This is a genomic window from Pseudoalteromonas sp. AWH4_217, from assembly GCF_056161105.1.
Genome location: NZ_JBSWYM010000013.1, coordinates 93167 through 116955 on the forward strand (window position 1 = coordinate 93167; position 23789 = coordinate 116955).

Annotated in this window: 14 protein-coding genes, 1 tRNA gene and 3 CRISPR repeat arrays; of the genes, 2 read left to right on the plus strand and 13 right to left on the minus strand. The window is 50.1% G+C overall.

The window, feature by feature from the left end; all coding sequences use genetic code 11:
- Positions 1-230: 230 nt before the first annotated feature.
- Positions 231-1043, minus strand: a complete 813-nt coding sequence (locus ACXAH1_RS16685) for a phage protease (RefSeq protein WP_475198214.1) — start codon at positions 1041-1043, stop codon at positions 231-233.
- An 87-nt stretch (positions 1044-1130) separates the two neighbouring features.
- On the opposite strand from ACXAH1_RS16685, the gene ACXAH1_RS16690 reads away from it, so the two are divergent.
- On the plus strand, positions 1131-2228 hold the full coding sequence (locus tag ACXAH1_RS16690; protein WP_475198216.1) for a hypothetical protein: 1098 nt from the start codon (positions 1131-1133) through the stop codon (positions 2226-2228).
- A gap of 231 nt (positions 2229-2459) precedes the next feature.
- Positions 2460-3771: a CRISPR direct-repeat array (repeat unit 29 nt; unit sequence CGGTTCAGCCCCGTGCGTACGGGGAACAC).
- 91 nt (positions 3772-3862) lie between these two features.
- Positions 3863-6644: a CRISPR direct-repeat array (repeat unit 29 nt; unit sequence CGGTTCAGCCCCGTGCGTACGGGGAACAC).
- Between the two features lie 157 nt (positions 6645-6801).
- Here ACXAH1_RS16690 and cas2e read toward each other — a convergent pair.
- The 8 genes from cas2e to ACXAH1_RS16730 all read right to left on the minus strand — a co-directional run bounded on the left by cas2e (position 6802) and on the right by ACXAH1_RS16730 (position 16998).
- The gene (gene cas2e / locus ACXAH1_RS16695; protein ID WP_475198217.1) at positions 6802-7110 is read right to left on the minus strand and encodes a type I-E CRISPR-associated endoribonuclease Cas2e; all 309 of its coding nucleotides are present in this window, start codon (positions 7108-7110) and stop codon (positions 6802-6804) included.
- On the minus strand, positions 7107-8036 hold the full coding sequence (gene cas1e / locus ACXAH1_RS16700) for a type I-E CRISPR-associated endonuclease Cas1e (RefSeq protein WP_475198219.1): 930 nt from the start codon (positions 8034-8036) through the stop codon (positions 7107-7109). Before cas1e ends, cas2e begins: the two co-directional genes overlap by 4 nt.
- Before the next feature lie 72 nt (positions 8037-8108).
- Entirely contained in the window at positions 8109-8786 is a 678-nt protein-coding gene (cas6e, locus tag ACXAH1_RS16705) for a type I-E CRISPR-associated protein Cas6/Cse3/CasE (RefSeq protein WP_475198220.1), read from the minus strand.
- The gene (gene cas5e / locus ACXAH1_RS16710) at positions 8779-9450 is read right to left on the minus strand and encodes a type I-E CRISPR-associated protein Cas5/CasD (protein ID WP_475198222.1); all 672 of its coding nucleotides are present in this window, start codon (positions 9448-9450) and stop codon (positions 8779-8781) included. Before cas5e ends, cas6e begins: the two co-directional genes overlap by 8 nt.
- Positions 9447-10592: a type I-E CRISPR-associated protein Cas7/Cse4/CasC gene (cas7e, locus tag ACXAH1_RS16715; protein ID WP_475198224.1), complete on the minus strand. Its 1146-nt coding sequence runs from the start codon at positions 10590-10592 to the stop codon at positions 9447-9449. The genes cas5e and cas7e overlap by 4 nt, the downstream gene beginning before the upstream one ends.
- 14 nt (positions 10593-10606) lie before the next feature.
- Positions 10607-12691, minus strand: coding sequence for a type I-E CRISPR-associated protein Cse1/CasA (gene casA, locus ACXAH1_RS16720; RefSeq protein ID WP_475198226.1), 2085 nt, complete (start codon positions 12689-12691; stop codon positions 10607-10609).
- A 484-nt stretch (positions 12692-13175) separates the two neighbouring features.
- Entirely contained in the window at positions 13176-16058 is a 2883-nt protein-coding gene (gene cas3 / locus ACXAH1_RS16725) for a CRISPR-associated helicase Cas3' (RefSeq protein ID WP_475198228.1), read from the minus strand.
- A gap of 106 nt (positions 16059-16164) precedes the next feature.
- A complete protein-coding gene (locus tag ACXAH1_RS16730; protein ID WP_475198230.1) occupies positions 16165-16998 on the minus strand; it encodes a WYL domain-containing transcriptional regulator in 834 nt (277 codons plus the stop codon).
- 127 nt (positions 16999-17125) lie between these two features.
- On the opposite strand from ACXAH1_RS16730, the gene ACXAH1_RS16735 reads away from it, so the two are divergent.
- Positions 17126-17194: transfer RNA gene (locus ACXAH1_RS16735), tRNA-OTHER, on the plus strand.
- Between the two features lie 482 nt (positions 17195-17676).
- Positions 17677-20820: a CRISPR direct-repeat array (repeat unit 29 nt; unit sequence CGGTTCAGCCCCGCGTGTGCGGGGAACAC).
- 396 nt (positions 20821-21216) lie between these two features.
- On the opposite strand, the gene ACXAH1_RS16740 is transcribed toward ACXAH1_RS16735, so the two are convergent.
- From ACXAH1_RS16740 to ACXAH1_RS16755, 4 genes are all read right to left on the minus strand, one after another.
- A complete protein-coding gene (locus ACXAH1_RS16740) occupies positions 21217-21651 on the minus strand; it encodes a hypothetical protein (protein WP_475198232.1) in 435 nt (144 codons plus the stop codon).
- A 9-nt stretch (positions 21652-21660) separates the two neighbouring features.
- The gene (locus ACXAH1_RS16745; RefSeq protein WP_054013689.1) at positions 21661-21915 is read right to left on the minus strand and encodes a hypothetical protein; all 255 of its coding nucleotides are present in this window, start codon (positions 21913-21915) and stop codon (positions 21661-21663) included.
- Positions 21916-22061: 146 nt separating this feature from the next.
- On the minus strand, positions 22062-22769 hold the full coding sequence (locus ACXAH1_RS16750; protein ID WP_475198236.1) for a hypothetical protein: 708 nt from the start codon (positions 22767-22769) through the stop codon (positions 22062-22064).
- Between the two features lie 188 nt (positions 22770-22957).
- Positions 22958-23626 carry an outer membrane beta-barrel protein gene (locus tag ACXAH1_RS16755; RefSeq protein WP_475198238.1) on the minus strand — a complete coding sequence of 223 codons (669 nt, stop codon included), beginning with the start codon at positions 23624-23626 and terminating at the stop codon, positions 22958-22960.
- Positions 23627-23789: the final 163 nt, after the last annotated feature.

Below are 23789 nucleotides of genomic sequence, written 5' to 3' on the forward strand. Positions count from 1 at the left end.
TCCTTTGCTTAAACATAAAAAACCCCGCTGTTGCGAGGTTTGTTTGGTTCAAGAATGTGTAGTTCCAGAATATAAGTTAAATTCTGAATCGGTTTCTCAGGCCAAGGCCGATTAAGAATATGAAAATAAATGAGAGCAAAGCATGGAGGTAGCTATGCGTGGAACACAAGCCTGTTTATCCGCATACCATACTGTGGTTTTGCCCCGTGCGTACGGGGAACACATCCCAATTAAACATCAGGCAACTCCAAGTATCGGTTCAGCCCCGTGCTTACGGGGAACACGGTGGTCAGCTCGTCCGTTTTTTTCGCTTTTTCTTGCAGCGCTTTGAGTGCCGTGGTTGCCGTAGTGTACTGCTCGACAGTCGGTTCCTGGCCGTCGGCCACGGTCACACCGAGCAACGCGAGCAATTGCAATGCTTCATTCATGGGTTTGTCTCCTGGAGTGTTTTCGGTTTTGAGTGCCACCACGTTCTCCATGCCGTCAATGGCGGGGTCGTTCGTGAGGGCAAAATGTCTGAATCGTATGGGTCGGCCGTCTGGCCCGTAATCAAATACCGGGCTGATATAACGGTATTCATCACCGCGCAGTGCGGCGGACGCTCTGGGTGTCCATTTCACATTGAGCGCAAATACGCCCTGACCTGGCACATACTCAAACGCGCTGGGCAACACCCAGCCAGAGGCCGGAGCAGGCTGGCCGTTTTGCTCGGTAAAAATGGTCTGGTGCTCGTAGTCAAAATGCAGGTCGTTGGTGCGGTTATCTAGGTGATGTTTGAGCATCGTCCAGGCAATCTCATCCATTAACCAGGCACCGTGCTCGGTGTCACTGGGGCGACCATCTACTGAGGATCTAAAAAATCCGTCCGGCATCACCTGCACACGCGGGCTCACGCCCAGGTCGTTAATCTCAATGTCAGAGATTTTGCACACGGCCATGCCAATTGGCCCTGTAGGTTGAGAGGTCAAAACCGCCAATAATGCCCCATTAATAGGGCGGGTGCGCCCGGGTTGCTGTTGTACGCGGTTGTGTTGATTGAGCATTACTGACACCATTACGTGATTGATGGCGTCAGTATCTGATTTGGCTGGCGGAATGTATTTTAACCTGGGTTAAAAAAGGAGGTTTTCATGTTTTTTGGGTCAGGGTTCAAAAAAAAAGGAAAAGAGGATTCAACTGATGAAATCCAGTTGTTTCTTATGGAAGCTAAAGAGCACTTCATTTCAGAGGATTGTGGTAAGCATAAGCTACAGTTACTTAGCTTCGTATCGATTGCAGTTATTTTTTCACTCTTAAGCTGGCAAGGGATAGAGGTTCAATCTTTTCTAGGCATTAAATTGTCTGAGAATATTCCCGCTGTTTATTTGTCATTGTTAATGGTGCCTCCAATCGTCTATCAGATTTTTATGTATTATTTAAAGCTCAGTGAGTCATATGACAGCTGGTGCGAGAAATTTGGGCTTAAAGAAAAACCGGTTGAAGAGGTTACAACTATAGACTGTAGTGAGGCGAAACCCGATTCCAGGTTAGATAAGTTTAACTGCTCACTAGGTGGAAATAAGTTTGTTCCCGAGGGGGATTTTAAATCTCATTGTGAACAGTTGATAAATAAGAAATCTTACATACCGGGTACGAGCCAACTTTTGGATGACTCGATGAAAGATGGAATAGAAAAACTGAAAACAACTGTCCAGTCCCTAGAAACTAAGCTCAGTGGGGTATGCCTGGTAGATTTTGCAAGTGAGTCTAAAAGGCACGAGCGTTATTTGACTCGTTTAGAAGAAATGGTGTCTCTGGAGATGACCCCCAGGGCACGGGACTTCCGGCATGCTTGGGATGAGCTTAAAAGAGTAAGTCATACAGCACAGGACCTAAAAAATATGTACGACTCTTTTAAGGACATTAAACAGATTATGGAATTAGTTAAAGGGTGCGCAGAGCAAAACGTTGAAATTTTTGAAACACATAAAAATGACATAGAGAGTTGCAAACAACAAATAAATCAATTGAAAATTGAGCACTGCCAAATGTTAAACACAATGGGCCAAAAGCTGGAACAGTTATCAGTGAAGCGAAGTTTCACAAAAGTTATTTTGCCCTATTACATTTTTCCGATTTGTTATGCGTTACTCGTTTTGTTCTTTACTGGGTGGCAGGCTTGGGTTGAATTTGATAAGAGCCCTATTCACGCTGAAGTTACAAAATCTTGTCTCCTGGCATCACTTTAAAAAAACAGCTTAAAACGGGGTGAATACCCCGTTGACCATTCAAATAGTGGGGTTGTTGTCGAAAAGATTTACCCGTCGGATAACTCGCAATGTGAAAAAGTTGCGCACTGGGTTCACATCAATTTCGATTCGCAGCTCGCCAAAGTCTGCAAAGTGAGCGACAAGTTCAGACGGTTTAGCCCCGTCCGTACGGGAACACTAGTGACACTGTGTCACCCAGAACCAGTCACTCGGTTCAGCCCCGTGCGTACGGGGAACACTGCTTGGCCTCAGCTTGCTGAAAGTCATAGGCCGGTTCAGCCCCGTGCGTACGGGGAACACCGTATAACAACGTGGCTTTTCACACAAACCAGCGGTTCAGCCCCGTGCGTACGGGGAACACAGAGTTTCTTAAAAACTGGTTAGGATCATCAGCGGTTCAGCCCCGTGCGTACGGGGAACACTACGCTTCCGCGTATTAAAGCCACTCCATTATCGGTTCAGCCCCGTGCGTACGGGGAACACGCGGTATCATGAGCATTGCCCGACCCCGATAAAGGTTCAGCCCCGTGCGTACGGGGAACACAAAATACCCGACAGCGCATACCCGAGAGATATCGGTTCAGCCCCGTGCGTACGGGGAACACGATTACGGAAGCAACTCCAACGCCAGTGAGCAACGGTTCAGCCCCGTGCGTACGGGGAACACGCCCATCCCTAACACTGTGATATCAATGTCACCGGTTCAGCCCCGTGCGTACGGGGAACACTTTGTTTTTTAATTTTTGGTGCTCGGTGGCGGCGGTTCAGCCCCGTTCGTACGGGGAACACCTGGATTTTGACCAAATCCGTCAGGGCGCGGCCGGTTCAGCCCCGTGCGTACGGGGAACACGATGCGTATCGGCGCATAAAAACGAAAGAGTACGGTTCAGCCCCGTGCGTACGGGGAACACAGCCGAAGAATCGGCGGTTAAGGCCGGTATGACGGTTCAGCCCCGTGCGTACGGGGAACACACCGTCTCTTTGAATCAAAAGCGACGCATTCACGGTTCAGCCCCGTGCGTACGGGGAACACTGACGTCGAGCAGTTTCGCGTGCAGCATCAATAGGTTCAGCCCCGTGCGTACGGGGAACACATTAATAACCTGTCACCTGACCTGTCCAAACACGGTTCAGCCCCGTGCGTACGGGGAACACCGCCTGACCAGCAGCCTCAATAAAGTTCTGAGCGGTTCAGCCCCGTGCGTACGGGGAACACGTTGTTGCCAGAGAAGGCGAAGGGGTTAAATACGGTTCAGCCCCGTGCGTACGGGGAACACGTGATATCCACGGCTGCATCGTTCAGCCTCTCCGGTTCAGCCCCGTGCGTACGGGGAACACGTAATCTCATCATTGCCAGGTCCGATAAACTGCGGTTCAGCCCCGTGCGTACGGGGAACACTGGCTCCCCATCATGACGGGTGAGTCCAAAGCCGGTTCAGCCCCGTGCGTACGGGGAACACATCCAAAACGGCAACCCTGGCGTTGCTCTATCCGGTTCAGCCCCGTGCGTACGGGGAACACCCGGTTTAGAAAATGGCTGCATATCAGGCGTCCGGTTCAGCCCCGTGCGTAGGGGAACACAGTTGAGTTGTTTTTGTGCGCATTGCTGTTTCCGGTTCAGCCCCGTGCGTACGGGGAACACCTAAGGCCAGATTCGAACTGCTCTGACAGGCGCGGTTCAGCCCCGTGCGTACGGGGAACACTTTCGTTGTAGTGTGACCACGGGTCTTAATGACGGTTCAGCCCCGTGCGTACGGGGAACACCTCAAGCAGCGGAGTATACTTGGCAATAGCCTCGGTTCAGCCCCGTGCGTACGGGGAACACCGATCATTTGGCGTTTACGTTCAAACTAGCTGAGGTTCAGCCCCGTGCGTACGGGGAACACGCCATTCAATTTAATGGATGACAGTGCATCAGCGGTTCAGCCCCGTGCGTACGGGGAACACGGCCGACAATGTTCGCTCATCGCTACTCGCCCCGGTTCAGCCCCGTGCGTACGGGGAACACCGATGTGATAGCAGATTGCACACCTCTGAACCCGGTTCAGCCCCGTGCGTACGGGGAACACGGTAAAAGCTGGAGTGAATAAGCAGCCTACAAACGGTTCAGCCCCGTGCGTACGGGGAACACTAACCCAAAGTCATGCACCGCTTTCAAAACTCCGGTTCAGCCCCGTGCGTACGGGGAACACCGCTCAAACACATGAATAGTGTTGCCACCCCGCGGTTCAGCCCCGTGCGTACGGGGAACACGCCCGTCAAATTTAATCATGCGGCTCTCCCTGCGGTTCAGCCCCGTGCGTACGGGGAACACGAACTGTTTAATAACTGGGCCGACATCAGTTACGGTTCAGCCCCGTGCGTACGGGGAACACTCCCTGATCGCTTTTGGTCAGGTATCCGACGGCGGTTCAGCCCCGTGCGTACGGGGAACACCTGCAACTGAGTCCCTAAGAATGTTTGTAAGGCGGTTCAGCCCCGTGCGTACGGGGAACACACACCACCCTGGCCGATAGCTACAGCAAAATCCGGTTCAGCCCCGTGCGTACGGGGAACACATATTGAGCCCTCTTACCGTAATGGTAGAGGGCGGTTCAGCCCCGTGCGTACGGGGAACACTTTTGACGGAGAAAAAACGGAAACCGTTTCCACGGTTCAGCCCCGTGCGTACGGGGAACACATCGGCGCGGCATCCTAAAGCGCATCTGTGAGCGGTTCAGCCCCGTGCGTACGGGGAACACATCCATGATTGAGGCTGAGGGCATTCACACTGCGGTTCAGCCCCGTGCGTACGGGGAACACGTTTTATCAGGGCCATCATTACCGCATTGCGTCCGGTTCAGCCCCGTGCGTACGGGGAACACTTCAACACCTTGCCCACTTCTTTTACTGCAAACGGTTCAGCCCCGTGCGTACGGGGAACACGGCCGCGCGGACCCGGTACGGCAGACATTTACCGGTTCAGCCCCGTGCGTACGGGGAACACTCGTTAATTTCCTTTGCGGTGACGCCAAGTGACGGTTCAGCCCCGTGCGTACGGGGAACACGCCTGCTATCACCAGCACAATTCGCCATTTCGCGGTTCAGCCCCGTGCGTACGGGGAACACGTAAGCGCGCGACGAACCGCGCCCGCCGTACCCGGTTCAGCCCCGTGCGTACGGGGAACACGTATTTTTGGACGTTAAGGATAACTCCCCACTCGGTTCAGCCCCGTGCGTACGGGGAACACGGTAAAGCCGCCATGTTTGAGTAGGGTCTCAAGCGGTTCAGCCCCGTGCGTACGGGGAACACTGTTGCACCTCAATAGCAAGGTGAAATCTAAACGGTTCAGCCCCGTGCGTACGGGGAACACTAATGGAACATTTTATATGACACATCGCCGTCCGGTTCAGCCCCGTGCGTACGGGGAACACGGGCGGCTCAGGTAAGAGCACATGGCAAATTGACGGTTCAGCCCCGTGCGTACGGGGAACACAATCAGCGCTGGAATGACGCTACTCAAAAAGCCGGTTCAGCCCCGTGCGTACGGGGAACACAGTCGGCTTTTGCTCACCGTCAACGCCATCTACGGTTCAGCCCCGTGCGTACGGGGAACACCCTAAAGATAGGCCCGTACATAGAGAAGAAATCGGTTCAGCCCCGTGCGTACGGGGAACACAGCGAACCGGACGTTACCAACAATCTCACCACCGGTTCAGCCCCGTGCGTACGGGGAACACAGCGGCATAACCACATTAGCGGGCGCCACACACGGTTCAGCCCCGTGCGTACGGGGAACACAACGCAGGGCTTGTACTGTTTGCTCAGGAGTGCGGTTCAGCCCCGTGCGTACGGGGAACACCGGTTAATTTTGCGGTAACTGGTGTTGTTGACCGGTTCAGCCCCGTGCGTACGGGGAACACCACAACCTAAACAACATATACATACAGGTTTACGGTTCAGCCCCGTGCGTACGGGGAACACGAACATAATAAAAGTCTGGAGCGGCAAGCCTATCTGGTTCAGCCCCGTGCGTACGGGGAACACGAATGGTATGACGCCTGAACAAGAAAACCAGCTCGGTTCAGCCCCGTGCGTACGGGGAACACATAGAGCGGCATATAGGTGCCATACTCGTCATCGGTTCAGCCCCGTGCGTACGGGGAACACACAGAATTTTTTTGACGCAGACCACCCGGTGGGCGGTTCAGCCCCGTGCGTACGGGGAACACCCTTGACTAAGCAAAAAGTCGAACAGAAACAACGGTTCAGCCCCGTGCGTACGGGGAACACGCTCATACCTGCGGGCAAACTTTTATATTGCTCGGTTCAGCCCCGTGCGTACGGGGAACACTTGCACGGGGCTGACGCCTAACCAGCAGCAGGCGGTTCAGCCCCGTGCGTACGGGGAACACTCTAAAATTATATACTTGTTTTTAATAAAGAAAAAATACGCTTCAAAATCTACCGAAAATATTGGGTACAAGCATATCTATTTTTTGAAGCTTTGAATCTCAATATCCAACTTGTTAAAGAGCAATAAATCACAGATAAAATGACAGGAATAATTCGCTAATCAGCTCCCTGATTGTCGTCTGCTCTGGGTGTATACTTCACCAATCTCAGACCCTGAAAATCGACGGGCATTCGAGCATTTTCACCATAGGTAATAAAATCAAAACCCGATTCGGTGTTGGTTGCCCAGGCCATAACCGCATTGCCGTCTTCCGCTAGCTCACGGACCTGAAACCAGATCATTTCGCGAATACGCTTGCTCACATCGCCAACATACACACCGGCGCGGATCTCCAGCAGCCATACTGCCAAGCGGCCTCTTAATCTTGGTGGTACTGCCTCCGTCACAACCATGCACATACTCATAGTGGGCCTCCGCTGCGATGGCCTTCGTCGCCAATGGATTCAGGCTCCGGGATAGCAGGTGGTTGTGCATCGGCGTAAGGCTCGGGCGGTGTTACTTCCCCTGCGGCCAATACTTCTTCAATCAGCGGAATAAGGCGTGGTAATACCTTGTCTTTGCGAAACGCTTCACGACAGGCAATTCGCACTTCCCTATCGGGGGATTGTGGCCGCCGTTTGGCTATTTTAAACGCCACAGGCACCACGGTATCGAACTTGATAATGTCTGCAATATCATACACAAACGACAATGGTTTGCCTGTATGCAAAAAACCAATGGCAGGCGCATAGCCAGCGGCCAAAACAGCGGCTTCGGTAACGCCATACAGGCAAGACGTAGCGGCGCTGATACACTGATTGATCACGTCACCCTTCGCCCAGTCTTTAGGGTCGTAGCGCCGGCCTTGCCAGCTGACCTGATACTGTTTGGCAAGCAGTTCATAGGTTTTGCGCACACGCGAGCCTTCAATGCCCCGCAGCTGATCAACCGAACGCCGCTCCGGTGCCGGTTCGCCAAAGCGTAGCTCAAACATTTTGCGCACGACCTTGAGCCGCAGGTTTTCATCCAGCGCCAGCTTGGCCTGATACAGCAGCTTATCGGCACGCGCACCGCCTGGCTGACCCGCCGAATAAAGCCGTACGCCCGCTTCGCCCACCCAGATAAGCAAAGTACCCGTGGTCGCAGCCAGCTTCACCGCAGCATGGCTCACCCGCGTACCCGGCTCCAGCATAATACACACCACAGAGCCCACCGGGATCAGCATCCGCTCACCGTTTACTTCATCAATCACAGCAAATGCGCCATCGCGCACATCAATACGCCCCATACCGATAAAAATCATCGAGTTACGATCTTTGATTGGAATAGGCTTTAAAGGCAGAAATGCCATTCCCTGCACTCCTAAATTGAATAAAAAATTAGCTAAGAAAAAAAGGCGAGTCACCCCGCCTTACTGATCAGGTTACAGTGGCTTAATCAACATCAGCCCGCAACCAAAAGCTTTGGAGCGGCCGATGCCGTTGAATAATGCCTGGTCCAGTTTTTGCGCATCGGTGATTTTCGCCACGCCAAAATAATCGAGCGTACTCAACTGGATGGGCCTGGCCCCGTCCTTTTTAACCACTTTGTGCTGCTTGTAATTGCTGAACTCAATACACTGAGTCAGCAACTCCAGACCACCCTTTTGTAGTTTTTTGTCAAGCCAGGCTTTTGCAGCAATATCAACAGCTTCATTCACATCGCCATTTGCTTTTTGAGCCTGTTTTTTAGCATGCATCAAAACATCGTGACGGCGAGTTTTCTCTCCTTTTGGTGTAATATCTACCGTCGGGTTAGCTCGCAACGAGAACTGAACCAGCCCTGCTTCTTTGAGCTGTTCCGGCTGTGTTTGAGTGACTATTTTCCAGCTTTTAATGGCATCTTTTAACTGACGTTTTGAGCGAATAAACACTGTTGGCACTGGCAACGCCATATCCACACGAAACATAAAATCAGCCTGAGTCAGCTCGCTGCCAGCAAAACTACGCCACACCCACTGATGCTGCTTGTAAAGATCATCGGGATGTAAAAACCCAAGATCTTCTCCCGCCTGCTCTGGATCAAAATACAATCGGCTTTCATACCAAAGAGTGTCAGACATATAGCACTTCCTCCGTATCCACTAACCCCCAGCTGCTTTTAACGCTTCTGAATGTAAAGGCTCTGTGGTTTATCTCAAAGTTCAGTGGCACGTCATGCCGTTGCTCAGTGCCTTCTTGTGCCTCGCTGTCTATGATGTATTTCACCGGTGTTCCGGCTACCTTTTCATGCTCGGCTTGCATTCTTGGTGCTTGTTGCAACGCCAGCTCTAAAGGTAACTCTATACACGCACTATGGGGATCAACTAAAGGAATGCCCGGCAAATATGACTTACGCCCTAAAAACTGTGGCCAGACCGGGTTCAGCAAAGCATGATGTAGTTTTTTAAGTAAAGCCACGTCGCCTTCAAAGCCCACCCAAAAGGCGGCATCTGCCAGATAAGCACGATGTGACAGCTGCGTATCCGGCTTGCCACCGTCAGCCTTTGCCACATTCAGCGCCGTCTGGTAATCAAATGCCAGATCGCCTGGTTTATCTATACGCACGCCCATTCGCAATGCTGTAAGATCATTCAGAGGCTCATTTCGCTCACGTCCTAGCGATGCACACAGCAAACCGATCACACCACTTTTTGTCGGATCAAGCTGAGTGTTGCGCAGTTCAAAAGCACTTTTTAGCCCCCATGACTGCATTGGTCCGGCTAGTCGGATCAACAAAGTGCTCATTGACACTCCAAAGCACCTTGCAGTGCATCAAGCATCTGAGCTTCCAGTTGTGCAATGGTGCCACTGTCTTTGTCCTGATACTCTTCCAGATTGTCGATGTAAGTGCTGCGGCCCTCAAAAATAAAGCCCGATTCACCGTACATTCCAGCAAGCTTCTTGGCGAACATTTCCAGTTTTTGTGCCGACTGGTGCTCAAGCTCCGCTTCATCAGGCTTGTCTATCATTACCGCCTGAGTAAATGCGTTGCTCAGAGACCAAGGCGCACCATCTTTGCGTACATTCACTTTGATATAGCTTGGCGGGTTCTGCGCCGCAAAACTGTTTTGTTTACCCGATGGCACCGCCTGAACTAACGCCCGGAAAAACCCTTTTACCGCGCCAGTCACCTGTTCCTTATCTTGCCCAAGGTTGGCCGCTAGTTTATCTATATTGATCTGGGCATAGCGGTAATAACAGGCACTGTTAAAGTAAACGCCACCCATCATGCCAGAGCCTTGCTCACCCGCCTGCAACTCGTCGTCTACAGCAGTGAAAAAGTCCATGGCTGGTGTAACGATATTGGTTGAAATTGCATGAGCCACCTGGCACGCCGCATCAACATTGATATTGTTGTTGTCCGCAACCATACGGCCGAATAGTGCGATATCTGCGGCGAAGGACTTGCCCTCTTTTACAAACACATCGCCCACTGCTTTGGTGATGGCTTTGTCCAGCTTGTCTGCCTGAAACTCGCTGAAGTGCGCCTCAGCAATCGCTTTCAAAGCACTCACTTCATTTAATCCAAGAAACAGCAGATATTCTGTTTTAAACGGATGCTTTTTGTCTTTGCTCAGGCTCAGCTTTACCTGTTCTAACAGCTTTTGTGCGACGATTTCGCTTTGCTTTTCGTCATTACCATTAGTAATCAGGTGATCACGGATGTCGATAGCTAGCTTACGAGTGCGTACTGCGCGGTCGCCCTGATGCTCTACCACTGCATCGTTAAATGCCCCATGCGTGCGGATCGCACGCTTCTGACACTGGCTTGAGATACGCGCCCGTTGTGAACCACCAAACACACAAGATTTAGGCGTATTGGTATCGTCACGATTTAAGTTGCTGGGGGCAAAGTTCTGTAATACATGAAATTCGATAAAAGACATAAGGTAACTCCTTTTTAATTTGTCGCGTCTGCTGAGTCTGTAGACTCATCGGATTGAGTTGGTTTGGCCCAGTAATCTCTGGCCCATTTAAGTTGAATGCGTTTGTCGTCGCTATCCCAGTGATAGAGATCTTCCATCAGGGTGCGGTAATCAATGGCAATGTCTTTGCTTTTTAGAATTTGTACCATCTGGCGCAGCGTATGTTTTAATTGCTCGCCTTTGGCCTCGAGCAAGCACTCAAAGCGAAAGCTCATACCGGGGCGCTCACTGCCATCGCAGATCTGCCATACTTTCCCAAAGCTCTGATGTTTTTCGCTAAAGTACAGCGTGTTATGACTGGCAAACAGCCCGGCAACAAAGGCCTGAGTCTCAGCTCTTGTTAAGTCGTCAGATAAAAGGTGAGCTAGATAGGGCATGACGGCAACGTGTGTGCTCTTTTGCTGGTCGAGTGACTTTTTCAGCGCCGCGAGAATTTCTCGGTTTGGATGATCTGGATTTGCCCATTTCTCCAGTTTTGCCACTAACGTCTGTGTATCCAGACTCCAGTATTGGCTAGACTGCCATTCACGTCCATAAAGTGCCCGCTCCAGCTGCTGTGACGCAAGACCCAACCCTTTTTTAACTTTTGAGCCTCCATAACGCCAACTCACCGTCGCACCTTCGAACGCCTTCATCGCTGTGTCGAGACAAAGTGCACGCCATTTAGCATTGGCATCATCTGTGTTAGTGCTCAGCGCGCAGACAAACTGCTCAAACCCTTCGTTTAGCCGTGGCCAGTAAAATCTGCCTGGGTTGATTGCAGACACCCTTGCAGTCACATCCTGCACCCGAGCACCATCAGGCAACAAATGCCGAGCAAATACCCTAATTGCATTTTCAAGCTGATAGAACATTCCTTCTGCGTTTTTCAAACCATGTACCAATAACTCACTGTAATTAATCCCCAACTCTGCGTCTTTTTGCACCAGGTTTGCTGGCAAGGGCAAGCGCTCATTAAACCATGAAAGCGGGTTAGCTTTATTGTTATCCAACCCTATCAGCTGACAGTTCAGTGTAAGTCCACTTAACACACTGTTATCCAATGTTGCCAGTTGCTGAATGCCCGCTGGCCGCAAGTCTTTGGTTGCTATTTTGCCTTTCGTAAATTCCGCCAGTCGCAACAGATTAGCCGTCTCTCGCCAGCAACTGCGTGCAAAGCTCAGTCGAACAGGCAGCATTTTTTCGTCTTTGTTAAGACGGTAAGCAAAATAAGGTTCCCGTGGCATTTCTTCCGGTGTTGGCAGGCCCTGAGAAAAATGCATTTCAGACACTGATCCATCTTCCTCAGCAATAAGCCGAACGTGCCTTGAACGCCATGTCAGATAGTCGGTTAAGCCACGCATAGCCCTGGCTTTAGGGGCTTCCTGCTTACTATCTGCTTGCTCCCAGACAGGCAGATCTGTGTCATCCAGCAGGGCTTTATCTTTAGGCATTTTCAGGTTAAGCATCAGAGTTTGGAATAAGTTTTCCCCTTCAACCATCACTACAGCACCGCCCACTAACGGCGCATTGGTAAAGTTGGGATGTTTCTTAAATAAGTTTGAACTGCCACTTACCCCACCGCCGAGACTAAAATACTGACAAACCAGTAGCTGGATAGCCGCCTCACCCGCTGAAATTGAGAACTTTTTACTATCAGCCAAATGGCTCCAGAGTAGCTTATTTGAACCTGTACTATAGTCGGGCACTAGCTTTTTAACCGACGTGGTTACACCATTGTCTTTTTGAAATTCGGCAGTCTGAAAAAAGGGATGCTGCGCACAAAACAGATCGAACTTGCCCTGGCATCGGTCAGACTTTATATAATCAAATACACACGCATCAAACTCCCCTTGTTCAAATGCTTTGTGCCAATTTTTACTGCTTAAATATCGGTAACTGCGGTACAATATGGCTAACAATAGCCTTGAAATTGCACTGACGGCCAATGGCCTGTCATGCACAATTTGGCGCAGTTGAGGGGCTGCCTGCAGTACACCGAGTATTGAGTAATGCCGGATCTCACCCTCTAAATTTTGTGCCGGGATCCAGCACTCCTGTTCCAAAAGATCGTAATTCATAATCCTTTAAGTCCTCCTGTAGGTTTGTATGCAATTCACTTAGTTATTACTCGTAAGTATTATGTGACTGCGCTTTACTCGTCGCTCTTTCCAAATAATTTAGAAATAGCCCAAATAAGCAGTGAGATGGCGCAAATAAACAACAATATATATGTTGTAGTGTTGGCATTTTGTAGCGCTTCAATCGCTTCAGCTAGTCCTGAAAACATTGTATACAGTGCCTATTTTTTCATCATAGTTATTAAAGCTAGACTCGAACTCAGATACTGTCAAATTAGGATTAATATTTGCTAATTTGCTGACCTACATACCGTTCTACTCTTTTATTTTAATAAAGTTCAAAAACCTAAAATTTATGGCTACACTAACCTTAGTTCCCCGAGCACTCGGGGATAAACCTAGTAGTACGGTCATTTATGTCTGCGTACTTCATGTGTTCCCCGTACGCACGGGGCGTCTGCCGATAGCTTTTGCTATCGGCTTCTTACCTCTTAGAATGGTTGTGACTACTCCTGCATTTCTCTACTTTTAACCCCAATACTGGATCTAGTTTAAGTGTGCCAATCGAGGTCACTGAGTAGGTAAAATGCTGATCTAAGATAACCGGTAAACAACTGTGTAGCTGCGAAGTTCTTTGCCATACATCCTTAGCAACAAAATCAAATGGCCAGTTGCTTTCAACCTCACGAAAGTGCTCAACCCAGTCTGCATGGCTGAGTTTCACCAAGGATTGCTTCAGTCTGCCAATATCATTTTTATTAAAGCGTTTATCTGCACGCCAGTTTATCGCTTCATAGGGAGTATTTTCTCTCATGGGCGTCTGGCATTGTTGCAGGTAAGGCTGATATTCGGTAATGGGTACCAACGAGCCGTCTTCATTCTGGATCAGCAGAATTATCTGCACACTGAGACTGGCAAGCCGGGTCGATAAAACCAAGTCCTCATCATCAAACTGATCATTTAGATAATCCAGCAAATCCGATACATCTTCCTGGTCTGCATCGAACATCATGTTGTTAGCAAGCCGGTACACGAGCTTCTTTTCAAGCTCGAATTCAAACGCTTTTTCTTGCTCCTGCCTCAACCAGCCCACCTGCTGCTCAATATCGTTGTACACGTTATTTACCCAATCATCAATCTCTGTATCAAGATCCAACTCGAAACCGTTATTTATCCCTGAACTTGCAGCTTCCTCCCACAGCAAACGGGTCGTTACCGCGAGTATATGCGACGGGTAAATTTTAACATCAGCGTATCCAAGCCATTTAGCGTAGTCTTCAGGGATCTCATCTAACCCCGGCAAATAGACATTAAGTCTCGGGCTTTGAACAAGCTTAGATCTGAAAGGGTTATTTACCTGATGCCGCCATATCCGCCCTAGCCGCTGCATGATCAGATCAATGGGTGCGACCTGAGTAAACATCTCACAGGCGTCATAATCCAAACTCTGTTCCAAAACTTGGGACCCAATTAGAATTAAACACTGATCTTTGACGGGTCGATTTGGATTAACCGCTTTTCGGTCTCCCGGATTCTTGCCTACCAGATATTCAACCATGTCTTCGATGGCTAAGCGGTTACCGATGGGGTATCTGGCATGAAACACCAGACACTGCATGTTTTGACTTTCTCTCTGATTGCAGTACTCAAGGATAATTTCAGTGAGTGCCTGTGCCGCGTTCACCGTATTCAGAATACACACAAATACACCGCACCCCGCTTCCTTTGCGCGTGCTAAAACATCGCTTGCCATCTTTTCAACGCACTGTTGTGGCGTGGTTTTATGTAACTGAATCCCAAACCGTTTAGGTGGTGAAGCCAGCTCATCAGTATTTTCACCTTCTGCAACGTGAACAGATGTCGCCAACTGCCCTCCGCTATAAGTTGTAAGCCTCGGATAGGCTGCCTCTTTTATCTCAATATTCTCACCGAACTCCTGGCCATAAGCCTGCACTAACTCTCGGAGCATTAGCTTAGGTAAAGTAGCAGATAAGATGATCACCCTGACTTTCAATTTTGCCATCCACCGTAACGTGTTTTTGAGCAAAGAAAGTTGGAAGTAATCTAGTGCATGTACCTCATCTAAAATGATGGTTTTATTTGCAATAGCGAATAACCGTACAAAGTTATGCTTATAAAGCATGGCGGCCATAAGTAGCTGATCAATAGTGCCAACACAGGCTCCGGCCAATAGCCCCCTTTTTTTAGCTGTAAACCATAAATTAGCCTTTACTGAATTTTGCTCATTCAGATTCTCAATACTGGACAGCAACAACCCCTCATAAGCTGGGTTAAATTCGGCATTACTGTGTTTTAAATGGGTTTCAATGTCCTCATATCCCAAGGACTCGTGCTTCAGGAACTTTAATGTCCGTTTATAGAGTTGATTCGCTGTAGCCTGAGATGGCATAGCGACATACAGCCCTGAGTGGTCCAGATTACGAATAAAATGATCCGCCAGGATGAGTGCTGCTTCTGTTTTTCCGCTCCCCATACCGCTTTCAATCACTGTCAGCCAGGGTAATTCTTGTGAGTTAAATAAAGCCAGCATGCTTTGCTGCAATGCGTTGGGCTTAAACTCAAATACTTTATTAAATTCAATGATACTTTGTGCAGCTTTAATATGTTTGATGCTTAGCGTATCTGACAACCGTTGCGCCGCGTCAATACGCAGTGCAATATCAGAAAAATACGCTTCTGCACTGATATAGGTAAAATGGTAAGGGTCAGAGCCAATCCAATCAGAAACAGAGCACAACCCAGCCGTATAGGCGTACCAAGTAGGAGTAAGTAATTCATCATCAATCTCACAAAGCTGTGATACGTCAACCTGAAAGTAATCGAGTAACCAGCTTATTGCTTGAGTCTGGATTGTTTCCCACGCCGATTTTCGCCCCCAAAACCGACCGTTATTTGAGCCAGTTACAAATTCTCCATGATGACTAGCAACGGAAGAAACTAAAGGCTTAACAGCATAGCGGTTCAGACCTGTCTTTGTGGCCCAGTTTGATAAAATCTCGTAACCCGATGTACCATGCTTAGTCTCATCCGCGCCTTTTTGACAATAAACCTCGGTATCAAACAAACCCTTTACCCGATCATGCAACTTATACTGAAAACCCGGTGTGATCTTACCAATATCATGCAGAGCAATAAGCAACACTACCATAGCAATCGCGGTATCCTCATCAACGCCTTCAATAGCTAAAAACGGCTTGAGTAAAATAGCCCGCTCCTGTGCTGCCAGCTTGAGAATAATCGCCCGGGCGACAAAGGCGACATCCAGCATATGACATACTGCGGGTAACGTACTTTGTTCATCGGCCTTGCCCCAGAACTGAAAAATATCGCTGTTAAAATCACTCACACTATTACTTCCTTGCTTTTAATACACTCAGCTTACGACGCGAATAGAATGCCAACAATCCTGCGATTGCAACCAGTAAAAAAATTACCCGGTCTGGTGCGTTTGTTTAGCTGTTCCATAACAACCTTCTGGCCCTCAGCTCCCGATAACAAGCCGGTTCCATCACTATTTGTTGGGCTTCCGGGTGCGGATGCTGAACGTCTAGCCTCAAAATGCTGATCAGGTAATTGATCAGTGCAGCATTGGTTTTAATTTGCTTTTGGTGATTGTGCATATCAAAGTCGTGGGCGATAACTTGCTGGGCGTATTCGCTGAGTCTTGGGTCGGGGATAATGGTTAAAGTGACTTCCTGCTGCCAGGCTTCGTCGTCTTTTTTGTACTTTTGTGCTTTGCTGATAAATTCAGGGGAGGCAGAAACGATACGCGATAATGAAAAGTCTCTGAACCCTTTGGCTTTTTCACAGTAGGCTCTCAGGTGATAGCGCAGCCCGGAGTTGATCAAGGTGTGAGGGCGGATCACGCGTTCAGTTTCGTCGCCTTCTTTTATAGACTGATAGCGAATATCCAGCACGCTTTGTCGCCGACAGGCATTTAATATGGGTCGCAAAATGGTTGGATTGAGCTTTCTGTGTGGTAACGCCAGCGCTGTGATGGTGGAGGTGCTCAGATTATGGACGTACTGATCGCCGGTCAAACTGGCGTACTCAACAAAATCCTGAGAAATATAATTAGGTGTAAAGGGGCTTGCCAGTACATAGGCTTTCTCAGACTCGTTATAGCTTGCTGCAATCTGGTAACGCTCGATAAAGTCGGTAACATAACGCCGTGCGCTAGGCCTTGAAAGCTTGAATTTATCCTGGAAAGTACCGGTTTGGATTTCTCCTTGCCAAAACAACACCGCTTCAATATACCGAAAATACTGCTCTTCCTTAGCCTGCATAAAACACTTTAGTAAACTTATCGTGAAATAAATGTATCAAAACAAGCGATACAAGTCATTGACCTGAGACAAACTGCCAGAGCAATCGTACTGGCATTTTTTTGATGGGAGATTAATAATCAGTCTGGCGGCAGTGTACCCCGATAGGTAAGGGGCTGTATTACAGTGATGTGAGTTCGATTCTCACCCTGCCGCCACTTCAACGCACTCACTGTATTATCTTGATTCACAAAGCCAAGTGTCGCTTCACAAGCTGGTTAGCTTGAGCAATAATCGAATCTGGCGGCAGTGTTTCCAATGGGTAACGGTTATATGCTGTTTATATATGATGTGAGTTCGAGTCTCGCCCTGCCGCCACACCTCATATAAGCCACCGGTTCAGCCACGCGTATGCGGGGAACACGTCTTGCTGGCGCCAAAAATCTCATCCAGTAGCGGTTCAGCCCCATACCTGCGGGGAACACGTCACGAGGAACGCAGACTCCACCGCCAGCCCCGGTTTAGCCCCGCACCTGCGGGGAACACTATGGCTGAAGATCCAGGTTATACCGGTGAACCGGTTCAGCCCCGTCCGTACAGGGAACACAGATATCAAACAAGTGTGCGGATAGTCATAGGCGGTTCAGCCCCGTGCGTAGGGGAACACATTGTTGTGCATCAAATCAGTCTGAACTTTGCCGGTTCAGCCCCGCGTATGCGGGGAACACCTTTTGGTGATCCGTTCTAAGGCCGACTTTTGCGGTTCAGCCCCGCGTGTGCGGGGAACACAAACGACAAGCAGGACGGGTACGACGACATGGCGGTTCAGCCCCGCGTGTGCGGGGAACACTGGAGCTTGCTTTTCCCTTGTCTTATCTCGCGCGGTTCAGCCCCGCGTGTGCGGGGAACACTTGCGGACCTGAGCCGGAACGTGGCCCGGATTCGGTTCAGCCCCGCGTGTGCGGGGAACACGCATTGTATCTTGCAATGTTCATTACTGACTCCGGTTCAGCCCCGCGTGTGCGGGGAACACGGCTGCTACATGTGATGTGAAACTAGCAATAACGGTTCAGCCCCGCGTGTGCGGGGAACACCTCGGTCATTTGCACAATTTCGTCCTGGTCGTCGGTTCAGCCCCGCGTGTGCGGGGAACACCATTTTCAGGTTTTCACCTCGACCATCCAGCTCGGTTCAGCCCCGCGTGTGCGGGGAACACATAAAGCGCGAACTAAGACAAGGAAAATCCCAGCGGTTCAGCCCCGCGTGTGCGGGGAACACCCGGGGGCGCGTAATGCTGGCCCCTCGCGGGGCGGTTCAGCCCCGCGTGTGCGGGGAACACAGTTTAAACCAGCCATCCGCAAGCATGCGCGCCGGTTCAGCCCCGCGTGTGCGGGGAACACAGTTTAAACCAGCCATCCGCAAGCATGCGCGCCGGTTCAGCCCCGCGTGTGCGGGGAACACCCAGAACAAGAAAACCAAGCCAGGCAAGCTGTCGGTTCAGCCCCGCGTGTGCGGGGAACACATAGCATCAAACTCCCCATTTGCACCGAGCTGCGGTTCAGCCCCGCGTGTGCGGGGAACACCCATCTTTGACCTGTGCGTCAGCAAGACCCTGCGGTTCAGCCCCGCGTGTGCGGGGAACACAATGTCCGACAAGCCGTAATCAGTAACTGAACCGGTTCAGCCCCGCGTGTGCGGGGAACACAAATGGATTTTGATGCTGCGGGAAAATACATGCGGTTCAGCCCCGCGTGTGCGGGGAACACCTATTTTAGAAGTGAATGTTGGTTTATCTCGACGGTTCAGCCCCGCGTGTGCGGGGAACACCAACACCCTGCTGATAACAGGCATTGACCAACCGGTTCAGCCCCGCGTGTGCGGGGAACACGAGCCGTCAGGATTTTCAAAACACCGCGAGCGCGGTTCAGCCCCGCGTGTGCGGGGAACACAATCATTCTGATTATAGTGCGGGCCGCCCGCACGGTTCAGCCCCGCGTGTGCGGGGAACACGCCTCCATAGCTGCCATCATCAGACAGCATAGCCGGTTCAGCCCCGCGTGTGCGGGGAACACCCATGCGCAGCACCGGCTGAGCTTATTTGTGCCGGTTCAGCCCCGCGTGTGCGGGGAACACGGCAATCGTGCCTGCGTCCCCAGCTTCGAGTACGGTTCAGCCCCGCGTGTGCGGGGAACACACTGGCGCTCTATGCCTGTAATAACCAAAGCACGGTTCAGCCCCGCGTGTGCGGGGAACACGTACTCGCGAGTTTCATAGATTTTGCGCGGTGCGGTTCAGCCCCGCGTGTGCGGGGAACACATACTCGCATTAATGCATTGATGGACAGAATTCGGTTCAGCCCCGCGTGTGCGGGGAACACTCCATTGCTGGGCATGATATTCGCCAGACTGGCGGTTCAGCCCCGCGTGTGCGGGGAACACACCCATCCACGCCATCGCGCACGCCGTTGAGGCGGTTCAGCCCCGCTCGTGCGGGGAACACGAAGACAACGAGATTTGGGTATTGGGCACAGCGCGGTTCAGCCCCGCTCGTGCGGGGAACACCGGCCAGGCCGTCTGTGCTGGTAACGCGTGGCGGGTTCAGCCCCGCTCGTGCGGGGAACACGCTCATTAACGGAAATAATAAATATGCGTGCCCGGTTCAGCCCCGCTCGTGCGGGGAACACGTTTTTTATTGATGAGGCGCATCTGGCGATGCCGGTTCAGCCCCGCTCGTGCGGGGAACACCCGTCCTTTTTCGGTGCATATGCCTGCTCTGCCGGTTCAGCCCCGCTCGTGCGGGGAACACATGAAGCAATCAACCAGCGTAGCAGGCAGTTTCGGTTCAGCCCCGCTCGTGCGGGGAACACGTCACGGATCGGGTGGACATGTGGGGGTTTGAGGGTTCAGCCCCGCTCGTGCGGGGAACACCCGAAACCGCATTACGCCGACAACGCTCAGACCGGTTCAGCCCCGCTCGTGCGGGGAACACCAGCTCTCGTTCGAGCAGTTTGGTGGCTACATCGGTTCAGCCCCGCTCGTGCGGGGAACACTAGCGCCGATTTATGTGGCAGTGCTGGCACTGCGGTTCAGCCCCGCTCGTGCGGGGAACACATTTCAATCGGTGTCTCACCTGCATAGCTCAGCGGTTCAGCCCCGCTCGTGCGGGGAACACTTTGCTCATTTGAGGCTTAGTAAATTCAATTACGGTTCAGCCCCGCTCGTGCGGGGAACACCCTGCTTCGGATGGCTAAAGGCTGCGGTAAGCCGGTTCAGCCCCGCTCGTGCGGGGAACACAACTATTGGACCACGAAGTGCTTACTCAGGCCCGGTTCAGCCCCGCTCGTGCGGGGAACACGCCTTCCTCTATAACTCCATCAAAGAAAAAGGCGGTTCAGCCCCGCTCGTGCGGGGAACACAGTTAGAGTTTACATTTATCGACTGACTAACACGGTTCAGCCCCGCTCGTGCGGGGAACACAATGACTCTCGCTTTGCGGTTGTGTCTTGGTGCGGTTCAGCCCCGCTCGTGCGGGGAACACCAAAAGACGGTCAGTAACATCATGCGTAAAGACGGTTCAGCCCCGCTCGTGCGGGGAACACTTGCGCTTTTGTGATTGTCATCGTGTTCATTCCGGTTCAGCCCCGCTCGTGCGGGGAACACGAATGTGGCGCATTATCAGCGTTTGACAGGCGCGGTTCAGCCCCGCTCGTGCGGGGAACACGTATTTGGTCAGAAGCGGAAAAAGTCCGAGTTACGGTTCAGCCCCGCTCGTGCGGGGAACACTACAACACCTATTCAAGGCACTCTTGATCATTCGGTTCAGCCCCGCTCGTGCGGGGAACACTCTAAAATTATATACTTGTTTTCATTAAAGAAAAATCGCATGGAAAAAGTTACCAAAAATATTGGGTACAAATTTGGCCTTGCTTTTTCCGATTTATTGTTCGCTATTTCGTCATTTTGTTAAAGAGCATTTGTTTAATGTAGCAACACAGCAGGCAGGAAAAAAGAGTTACAGCCAGAGCCATAAATAAACAAAACAAGAGCAGGCCTAACAATATCGCGGCTAAAAATGCCACCAGCGGCGAGGTGAGTAAGAACACCCATTCGGCTTCTATAACGGCAAAACATACAGTTGTAAAAAAGCCAAACAAATATAGAAAGTGGCCATCAAGCCAGAATTCGCCCTTGTCGTACAAAGTTTGCAACCACATACAAACCCTGCATTCATCCACCCTTTTTACGCCCCATTATTCCTGCTGGTGCCAAATACGTACCCTAGCAGTGCAGTCAGGGTTGGGAAGAGTACGTTGAGAATGATCAGCTGGAGGGTGTCGAACCAGAAGGCGCGGAAGGTGGCGCGCTGGTTGGTGAGCAGCTCAAGTTTGGCCTGCATTTGATCGGCAGTTAAAGTGTTGTTTGGATTGGCGGTGATGGCGTTAAAAAAGCGAATTTCACCCCAGACAAAAATGCTGAGAATAATGAGCAGAAAGCCAATTAAGACCGCGATGATCCCCCAGGTAAGGTTTACACCGGCTTTTTCTTTGCCAGTGAGTGGTTCAGGGTCGGACACCGGGGCTTCCATAGGCGATGAGTCCCGGGCTGTGCTTAAGTCCAGGTTTTGCCATGGTGTCTGAGTGTTGGTTTGGTCGCTGTCCTGTGCGTTATCCGTCATCCTGTTTACCTAATGCTGTGCGCTCGGCTTTGATTTGCTGATGTTATTGAGTTCAGGCATCACTAATCTGTGTACATCTTTTCCTTGCTTATCTGCAGATAAAATCGCTCTGTCATGAACTACCTCATCTGAGGCCCAGTCCAGTAAGGTCAGTGCTACTTTGGTCAGATCGCTGGATTTTTTTAACCCTAAACGCTGCTGTAGCTGTGCCAGATAGTCTGCGTCAACGGAAAAGCGTACTTCGGTTTTTTTGCTGTCTGCCATAATTACTCCAAAAAGTTTCCGGATTTCTTCCAATATTAGTGGAATAAGTATGCGGGTGCAATTAAAACAAGGCTGACGCGTTTCATTATGGAGATCAAAAAAGGCCAGTTAAATGTCTGGCCTTTTGCTTGTACTTTAATACGCGATTAGAAACTGTATCTAAAGTTGATGTCCAGCGTGTCGTAGTCGTCAACGTTGCGATATTCTGTATTTACCGAGAACATATCGTTAAAGTGGTAGCCTGCACCAACAAAGAACAGTGGGTTACTATCACCGTCTTCACCGCTGGTTTCTTCGTAGCCAAGCCCTGCTTTTAGTTCAATATTTTCCAGCACTCGTGTCTGATATTGAGCACGCAAACGGTAGATAGTGGCATCGTCCTCATCAGACGCGATCGATGGCTTGACTGACACGCTACCGTCCTGGTAACCAAACGTCAGCGTGCTATCCATCGACAAATCAACTCGACCAATATGCAGGCTCACATCAAAAATAGAAGTCTCGTCCAGTATGTGGATATAACCCGCACCCACTGTATATTGCTGAATTTCAAATTCTGTATCCAAGTCAAGGGACTTTTGATTTGCAGCCAGTGTTAGCGGATTGTTATGGCTTACGTGAAGATCATCACTCACATTGTAGTAACGGCCTTCTATATACAGGCTATCAAAGCGCTTACTCAATACCAGATTGATACCGGTCAAATCATCAAATGGCTCTAACTCTAGATCTTTATCATCAAGTTCAAAACGTTTGTAACCCACTTCTACTTTGTCAAAGTTTATGGGATGAGCGGCTGCAGGTGCACCTGCCAGAAGTGTGACGAATCCAGCCACAAGAGATAACTGCTTCATATTTTTCCTTTTTTAATATGAACCTTAGAAATTGACTGCGCCATCAGATGAAATTGCTACCTGTTAGCGCGCAAAATCGCGCGGGATTATAGACGTGTCACCTGGCAATGTATACAAATTGGGGAAATTGTTGGGGACAGTCGAAGGCCAGTCAAATAACTGGCCTTCTGCTTATACTCAATACGCGATTAGAAGCTGTATCTAAAATTGATGTCCAGCGTGTTGTAATCATCAACATCACGATATTCTGCATTTACCGAGAACATATCGTTAAAGTGATAGCCTGCACCAACAAAGAACAACGGGTCACCATCGCTGCCTCCTTCGTCGGCTTTTTCATAACCAAGCCCTGCTCTTAATTCAATATCTTCCAGCACGCGTGTCTGATATTGAGCACGCAAGCGATACAAGGTGAAATCGTCAGAATTAGAGCGGTTAGACTGGAATGCCAGTGTTCTGTACGTTTCCGTGGCGTCCAACTTATTTTTCAGATCCATGCGGCCAATATGAAAACTCACATCAAACAGTGAGACCTCGTCCAATTCGTGAATATAACCCGCACCAAGCGTAAACTGGCTAATATCTAGCTCATAGTTAGCTTTAATAAAGTGCTCTACACCAATTTGCTCACTGGTACTCTCTGAATCACTTACACTGTAATAACGTCCCTCAACATAGTAGTTATCAAAGCGCTTGCTTGCCGCCAGGTTTACACCGGTATGCGTATCGAGAAAATTAGTATCAATACTAATACGCTTGTAACCCACTTCAACTTTATCAAAGTTGATGGTATGTGCCGCTGCAGGTGCACCTGCCAGAAGTGTGACTAATCCAGCCACAAGAGATAACTGCTTCATAGTTTTCCTTATTATTCTATCTCAAAAATACTGACTTCCGAGCCTGTCTTGACCCGAACTTGGGTGCGAATTATAAATATTTGAATTAAAATGTACAGAGTAACTGCAGAATATTGATTTAAAATGGGCAGATTGGGAATTATATAACCCAGTTTAGAAGGCT